The following is a 6,925-nucleotide window of genomic DNA, read 5'->3' as shown; positions in this document are numbered from 1 at the left end:
TTGTTCTCGTCACACAGACATGATCACGAGCGGCTGCTCTCGTTGTATGGGTATCCCACCAGAAACTCACACTGGCCCGGCACCACGTCGTCCCAGCTCACACAGCAAATGGCGGCTGCCGTACTAGCGCTAGCTAAACCGTCTGCTTGCACCGGGGGTCGGAACCCTTACGGTCGAATACGAACTCGATGCGGACCTTGCCGCGCGTCCGCTTGTAATCGCTGTAGCGCAACGGGTTCCAATGTTCGCCGTACGACAGCCCGTGGTCGATATCCGCGACCGGGCCGGTGGCCCCTCGTTTGCCGAAGTCCACGACCTTGACGTTGTGCTTGCGCCGCTCGTTGGCCGGGGTGATCCGGTACCACATGAAGGTCACGACGGACCGGCCGTTCCAGGTTCCCTGATAGTTGACTTTGATCTGCCCCACGAACCCGCCCGCGCTGCAGTGGAACGTGACCGTCTTAATGGGGGCCGCCTGGGCGGCGGGTGCGGTGAAACCGCCGGACCCGGCGAAGGTGAGAGCGGCGAGGCCGGTGACGGAGACACGGCGGAGAATGGCCTGCATGGGATTCCTACCTGACTCGCGAGAATCTGAAGACGAGATCAAAGTCTTCAGGCACCGCTTCAGTGCTGTAAATAGCACAGAGACCACTGCTAGTGCCACATAGTCCACTGTTGACGGCACTCGGTCCCGGGGGCCGCTTCGACACCAGGCGTTCCCCTGACGCTCACGGTTCCTCGGCTTGCCCTACGGCGTGACCGCGAGAGGATGTGATGAGCGCGGCGATGGCATCGAGGATTCGATCGAGTCCGTGCCGGAAGCGCTCCACGGGGGCAAGGTGAGCGGTGCGGGAGTCGAGAACCGATCGGTTGAACAGCGGAAAGGTGCCGGATTCGACGATCTGGCGCACATACGGTCCCATATAGTCCTGCTTCCAGCGCTCGGGGTCCAGGCCGGTACGGCGGGCCTCCTCCAGCCAGCCGAGCTCGCGGCGGGTAGCGCTGTGGACGTAGTCGTCGAGCATGCCGACGTAGCCGGTGATGTCGTCGATGTCGAGTCCGAACCCGTCGAACGCGCCGAGCGCGTACTCGTGCACCCGTAGCAGGTTAGGGCCGAGGGTCGGCCGGCTGGTGAGCAGCCCGACCAGCCAGGGATGACGCAGGCTCGTGGCGCGGATCTGCCGGGCCAGCAGCGTCAAGTCGGACCGCCAGTCACCGGACGGGCCGTCGGAGAGTTCGACCTCGCTCATCGCCATATCGATCATGAGGTCGAACAGGTCGTCGCGCCGGGGCAAGTAGCGATAGAGCGACATGGCGCCGGTGCCCAACTCCTGCGCGATCCGCCGCATGGTCGCGGCCTCCATCCCTTCGGCGTCGGCGAGCCGGACGGCCGTCTGGGTGATCTGCTCGCGACTGTAGCCGGGCCGCCGGCCAGGCCCGGAGCGCTCGTGCCGCTCTGGTTGCATCCAGATGCTCGTCGGTTCCTCGTCGGCCACGTACGCCCCTCCCCTTATTTGCGTACATGATACCCGAAAGGTTATCGTGCATTTTAGGTACTCCGTACGCGAATAGAGGATGCGTGAATGGACTACCTGATCTCCCACGAGACCACACCACTGGCGGCTACGCGACAGGCCGCCAGGAAAGGAGCATCCAATGATCGATGCCGCGCTGCGGCTCGCCGTGATCGTCGGCAGTGTCCGCGACGGCCGTCTCGGCCCGACAGTGGCGGCCTGGCTTGCTGGTCAGGCCACAGCACGCCCGAACCTCGACGTCGATGTGATCGATCTGGCCGACGCGCCGCTCGGGGCGGCGGGCCCCTCGATGTCGGTGCCGGAGCCGGTACGAAGAGCGCTCGGTGAGCTGACCCCGCGACTGGCGGCCGCCGACGCGTTCGTGGTGGTGACGCCCGAGTACAACCACAGCGACCCGGCCGCGTTGAAGAACGCGATCGACTGGCACAACGAGCAGTTTCATGCCAAGCCGGTGGCGTTCGTCTCCTACGGCGGCATCTCCGGCGGGCTGCGCGCGGTGGAGCACCTGCGCGCCGTATTCGCCGAGCTGCATGCCGTCACCACCCGGGACACCATCAGCTTCCACCGCGCTTGGGAGTGCTTCGACGGCAACGGACAACCCAAGGACCCTGAAGGTCCGGCGATGGCCGCTGAGACCCTCCTGGACCAAGTGAGCTGGTGGGCTCAGGTGCTGGGCGACGCTAAGGCCACCACACCCTACATCGCATAGACGGAAGAGTTGATCATGACGAGACTTACCGGAAAGACGGCGCTGGTGACCGGTGCCAGCCGGGGCATCGGCCGCGCGATCGCCGTCCGGCTGGCCCGCGAGGGCGCCCGAGTCGCCGTGCACTACGGCGGCAATCACGCGGCCGCCAAGGACACCGTCGACGCCATCGAAGTGTCCGGCGGGCAAGCCTTCGCCGTGCAGGGCGAGCTGGGCGTGCCAGGCGACGCCGAAGCCCTGTGGGCTGGCTTCGACGCCCACGCCGATGCGCTGGATATCCTGGTCAACAACGCGGGCATACTCGGCCCTCAGAGCACGATCGACAGCGTGACGCGCGAAGGGCTCGAGCACCTGTACGCGGTCAACACCGCCGCCCCGTTTTTCATCACCCAACAGGCTCTGCCCCGGCTGCGCGACGGTGGGCGGATCATCTCCGTGGGCACCATGCTGACCCGAGGAGCGGCCATGCCCCAGGCCATCGGCTACGCCATGTCCAAGGCCGGGCTCGACGTCCTCACCACCGCTCTGGCCAAGCAGCTCGGGCCGCGTGGCATCACGGTCAACCTCGTGGCCCCCGGCGTGGTCGACACCGACATGCACCAGGGCCGTCTGGTCGGCCAGGCCCTGGAGTGGCTGTTGTCGCAGACGCCCCTCGGGCGACTGGGCACGCCGCAAGATATCGCCGACACCGTCGCCTTCTTGGCCTCCGACGACAGCCGCTACATCACCGGACACCGCCTGGACGTATCTGGCGGAACGACGATGTAAAGCACCTGCCGGCCGACCTCGGTCACTCGTACACCACTCAAGTGAAGAGAAAAATGATCAGCGATCGCATCCGGATGCCCGACCTCGCCAGAGATGACGTGGGCGCCATAGTGGTCAGCCAATGGAGCCCCTGTGAGCCCGGGCGCCGACAGGAAAGGGTGGAGCAGATGTTCGCCCGGCTGGAGCGCGTGCCGTGGCCGCCTGGGGTCATCTCGTTCGATGTCTTGCTGAGCACCGACGGAGATTCGGTCCTGACCTACACGCAATGCGCCGGGCAGGCAGAGAACCGGTTCGTCGCCGAGGTCACCGATGCCGAGCCGACCGAGTATCGGCTGTATCGCGGTGGCAGCCGAGATGCCCGTCCGGTTCCCGGGTGCATCGTGGTGGTGAGCGTCCAGTTCGACGGGCCGGACCAGCAGCGGCAGCGGCGATGGGTGGACACCGTATTCGCCGCGATGGAGGCCGAGACCGAACCCCACCCCGACGGCATCTCCGCCTACTTCCACCTGAGCGCCGATGGCACCAAGGTGCTCAACTACGCGGAGTGGATCGACGAGGACTCCCACCGCGACGCCCTGGCCAGGTCCGGGCGCGGCACGGTGGGGAACGCGCCCGAATGGCGCGACGTCCAGGAGTTCTCAGGTGTGGAGTCCAGCGGTTTTCAGAGGTACCGCCTGCTTCGCAGCGCCACCGGCTCGTCTGCGACGGGGCGGCCGGCACATGGCTGAGGCAGCGGACACGTCGACACCCCGAACTCACGCCCATCGAACCCGTCAACCACTACTCACTGGCGTGATCCTGGTCATAGGGGCCACCGGCATCGTCGGCAAGCAGGTCGTGTCCCAACTCCAGGACACAGGCGTGCGCGTGCGGGCGATGACCTAGCGGGGCCATGGCGGGCGCGACTACGTCCTCACCGGCCCTGGACTTCTCACCCAGGCCGAGCAGGTACGCATCATCGGCGATGCGATCGGTCGGGCGCTGCGCTGGGAGGAGATCTCATTGGCCACGGCGCGGCAGGAGATGCTGGCATGGCAGCCGGCCGAAGTCGTCGATATCGTCCTCAACGCATACGCCGACATGATGAAGTGGCCAGGCCCCATCACGTCCACTGTCGAGGACGTCACCGGAAAGCCGCCCCGTACATTCCGTCAGTGGGCCACCGATCACGCCGCCGGCTTCCGCTGACCGCCCGCCGGTTCGCGCTGGCCGTCAGCGTCGGGAACCTTCCTGCCACGAGAGGAGAAAGCCGTACCCTGGCGGACGCGATACACGGGCGTCAGCCTCCTCCGCGAGGGCCGCGTCCGGCTACATCCAGCGGCGGATCGCGTTGACCGTGGTCTGCGGCGAGGCGCTGCGGCTCGGCGACGACGACCGCGAGCTGGTGTTCCGCCTGGCCGGTCACGAGCCGCCACAGCCAGGACGTGTCGAAATGGTCGTACGGCCGAGCGTGTTGCGGCTGCTGGACCGCATGGCGGATCTGCCGGTGCTGGTGCTGTCGGCCAAGGGCGACGTGCTGGCCTGGAACCCGCTGGCGGCGGCGCTGCAGGGCGACATGTCCGCCTGGCCCCGGCACCGGCGCAACCTCATCTGGCAGCGCTTCCTCGGCAGCAGCCGCTGCCAGGTCGCCGCGGACCCGGGCGAGGACGAGGCCACCACCCGCGCCGCCGTCGGCACGCTCCGCGCCGCCCAAGCCCGTTACCCCGTGACGCCGACCTCGCCCGCATGATCAGCGAGCTGCGCCGAGCTGTGCCTCAGCTTCAAGGTTCCACGCCAGGATCTTGCCGTGCTCGGTGCCGACCGCGAACCGGCCACCGCCAGCGACCCAGCCTCCACCGAGAAAGTAGTAGGTGCCCGGTTCCTGTGGTGTGAGTTCGGCCAGCAGCCGGCCGGACAGGTCGACCACGCCGACGGCCCGAGTGAGTACGACGAGTGCGCAGACGCTGCCATCCCGGCTCCACTGTGCCGCGATCACCTTGCCGCCCTTGCTCACCTGGGCTCGGTCGCCGCCGCCGAGGTCGAACAGGGCGCTACGGGCGGCGTCGTCTCCAGCCACGAGGCGTCGCCCGTCCGGCGACAACGCGAGGGACAGGACGGCGTCACCCTTCTCGTTCATACATAGGTCGTGGATCCGGCAAAGCGGCGCTGTGGTGTAAACGTCGATCGACCCCACCCGCCCGACCGCAAAAGTGGCGCCATCGGGTGAAACGTACCCGGCGAGGCACCCTGCGGAGCCGTACCAGGTACGGTCAGGGCTGTCGACCTCGACCAGGTCCGGGTTGTCGACGTCACCGACATAGAACCGGTCTCCGGCGGCGACCACGAACCGGGAGCCGGACTCCGTGGCCGCCACGTCGAGGACCGATGTGTCGGACTTGATCTGCCACTGGCGTATCGGCGCCTTCCATTCCGCCGGCCCGTCGAGCCGGTAGAGCTCGATCGTGTTGAAGCGAACCACGAGCACGCGGCGATCGGTCAGGCCGACCAGGGCGACTGGCGGCAGATCGTCATCGACCTCGTAAGAGTCGACCGTACCGGTGTCCAGGTCGACAAGGGCGAGGTGCCCGTCGTCACCGAGTACCGCGACCGGCACGTCGGGCAGGACCGTTGTGGCCCTGCACCCGTCCAGCCCTGTGACGTACTCACGCAGCATGAACCGAACTCCCTCGAAATTTACGCAATCCACATTAGATGGCTCAGGTTCAACCGGCCGGAATGAACAACTGCACCCCTGGTGGATCGACGTCCTGACGTTTCAGGAGGGACGCTGCTCACCACACCGCCTTTCGATCCGTAGCCGGGTTGGGGACTGGGGCGGTTGCTCACTCCTTGACACGGGACGAGAGGGCCTGGACGGAGTCGATGAAGTCCCGCGGCTTCTCGAAGTGGACCAGATGGCCGGATTGGACCTGCACGAGTTTGGTGCCCTTGGGCAGCAGACCGAGTGCGCGGTCGACGTCTTTCGCATCCATGGCGGCCATCAGGATGCCCTTGTCGTTGTATGCGGTGCCGTCCTTGCTCTCGAAGTAGTTGGTGTGGATCAGCGTGGTCGGTACGTTGACGGCGCGCAGCGCCGCCTCAGTGTCGAATCCCGAGAACCAGCCGCCTTCTTCGCGTGTCCAGGCGGCGCCGAACTCCGGGTCGTAGCTGACCAGACCTTGGAAGAAGACGCTGACCAGCGGAGGGAGGTAGAAGATCTGCAGCGGATCGCGCGGATTGTCGTCGATCCAGTTCAACGCATAGCTCTTGATCGACCCCTCCAGGGAGCCGAAGAACTCGAAGTAGCTGCCGTGCTCCAGGAAATAGCGCTGAAAATCATTCCGTGGCTTACCCGCCTTGAGGTATTGATCGGCGAGCGCCGTCAGGAGACCTCCGGTGGTACGCGGTAGGCGGGGCATCTCGGACGAGAACAGCGGAGGGTCCTCCAGGACGAGTCCGGAGACGAGTTCTCGGCGCTGGGCAGTGATCCACAGAGCGAGCAGTCCTCCGGAGGAGTGCCCGGAGACGATCGCGGGCTCGCCAACGGCCTCCTCCATGAACCCGGCGAGCAGCGCGCCGACCCGGGCGTTGGAGTATTCCTTGGGGTCTAGCCGGTCGGAGCCGCCGTGACCGGGGACATCAACGGCGAAAATGTGGTGGTCTCCCGCCAGTTCGGGCAGCGCGAGCATGTAGTCCTCCCACTGGGAAGCCTGCCCGTGGATCAGTACCAGCGGGGGACCGTTGTCCGGCCCCTCCGCGTAGTTGAGGCGGCGCCCGTCCACTCGGATCTGCTTCTCGACGAACCCGGCCTCGGCGACGTCATCCATGCCATTTTCCAGGCCGGTGACGTTCTGATAAACGTATCCGCCGAGGAAGAGGGCGGTGAGCACGGCAAGACCTCCGGCGGTGTACCGGACGACACGCAGCCAGCGACGGC

At 66.5% G+C, this 6,925-nt stretch carries 10 protein-coding genes; 6 read left to right on the top strand and 4 right to left on the bottom strand.

What is annotated here, in order from left to right:
* Nucleotides 1-133 precede the first annotated feature (133 nt).
* Both ABGB14_RS24590 and ABGB14_RS24585 read right to left on the bottom strand, forming a co-directional pair.
* On the bottom strand, nt 134-565 hold the full coding sequence (locus ABGB14_RS24590) for a hypothetical protein (protein WP_347646174.1): 432 nt from the start codon (nt 563-565) through the stop codon (nt 134-136).
* Nucleotides 566-728: 163 nt separating this feature from the next.
* Nucleotides 729-1,496, bottom strand: coding sequence for a TetR/AcrR family transcriptional regulator (locus ABGB14_RS24585; RefSeq protein WP_347646173.1), 768 nt, complete (start codon nt 1,494-1,496; stop codon nt 729-731).
* Between the two features lie 160 nt (nt 1,497-1,656).
* Between ABGB14_RS24585 and ABGB14_RS24580 the strand changes: the two genes are divergently transcribed.
* From ABGB14_RS24580 to ABGB14_RS24555, 6 genes are all read left to right on the top strand, one after another.
* Nucleotides 1,657-2,244: an NAD(P)H-dependent oxidoreductase gene (locus ABGB14_RS24580; RefSeq protein ID WP_347646172.1), complete on the top strand. Its 588-nt coding sequence runs from the start codon at nt 1,657-1,659 to the stop codon at nt 2,242-2,244.
* Between the two features lie 45 nt (nt 2,245-2,289).
* Nucleotides 2,290-3,009: an SDR family oxidoreductase gene (locus ABGB14_RS24575; protein WP_347646171.1), complete on the top strand. Its 720-nt coding sequence runs from the start codon at nt 2,290-2,292 to the stop codon at nt 3,007-3,009.
* A 53-nt stretch (nt 3,010-3,062) separates the two neighbouring features.
* On the top strand, nt 3,063-3,737 hold the full coding sequence (locus ABGB14_RS24570) for a hypothetical protein (protein ID WP_347646170.1): 675 nt from the start codon (nt 3,063-3,065) through the stop codon (nt 3,735-3,737).
* Between the two features lie 64 nt (nt 3,738-3,801).
* Nucleotides 3,802-3,894: an NmrA family NAD(P)-binding protein gene (locus tag ABGB14_RS24565; protein ID WP_347646169.1), complete on the top strand. Its 93-nt coding sequence runs from the start codon at nt 3,802-3,804 to the stop codon at nt 3,892-3,894.
* A 117-nt stretch (nt 3,895-4,011) separates the two neighbouring features.
* Nucleotides 4,012-4,197 carry a hypothetical protein gene (locus tag ABGB14_RS24560; RefSeq protein ID WP_347646168.1) on the top strand — a complete coding sequence of 62 codons (186 nt, stop codon included), beginning with the start codon at nt 4,012-4,014 and terminating at the stop codon, nt 4,195-4,197.
* Nucleotides 4,198-4,345: 148 nt separating this feature from the next.
* On the top strand, nt 4,346-4,738 hold the full coding sequence (locus ABGB14_RS24555) for a hypothetical protein (RefSeq protein ID WP_347646181.1): 393 nt from the start codon (nt 4,346-4,348) through the stop codon (nt 4,736-4,738).
* Here the strand turns inward: ABGB14_RS24555 and ABGB14_RS24550 are convergent, their stop codons facing one another.
* Both ABGB14_RS24550 and ABGB14_RS24545 read right to left on the bottom strand, forming a co-directional pair.
* Nucleotides 4,739-5,602 carry a WD40 repeat domain-containing protein gene (locus tag ABGB14_RS24550; RefSeq protein ID WP_347646167.1) on the bottom strand — a complete coding sequence of 288 codons (864 nt, stop codon included), beginning with the start codon at nt 5,600-5,602 and terminating at the stop codon, nt 4,739-4,741.
* 229 nt (nt 5,603-5,831) lie between these two features.
* The gene (locus tag ABGB14_RS24545; RefSeq protein ID WP_347646166.1) at nt 5,832-6,878 is read right to left on the bottom strand and encodes an alpha/beta hydrolase; all 1,047 of its coding nucleotides are present in this window, start codon (nt 6,876-6,878) and stop codon (nt 5,832-5,834) included.
* Nucleotides 6,879-6,925 lie beyond the last annotated feature (47 nt).

It is taken from the genome of Nonomuraea sp. B10E15, assembly GCF_039871615.1.
Lineage (GTDB): Bacteria > Actinomycetota > Actinomycetes > Streptosporangiales > Streptosporangiaceae > Nonomuraea.
This window is presented reverse-complemented; position numbering and strand designations above follow the sequence as displayed.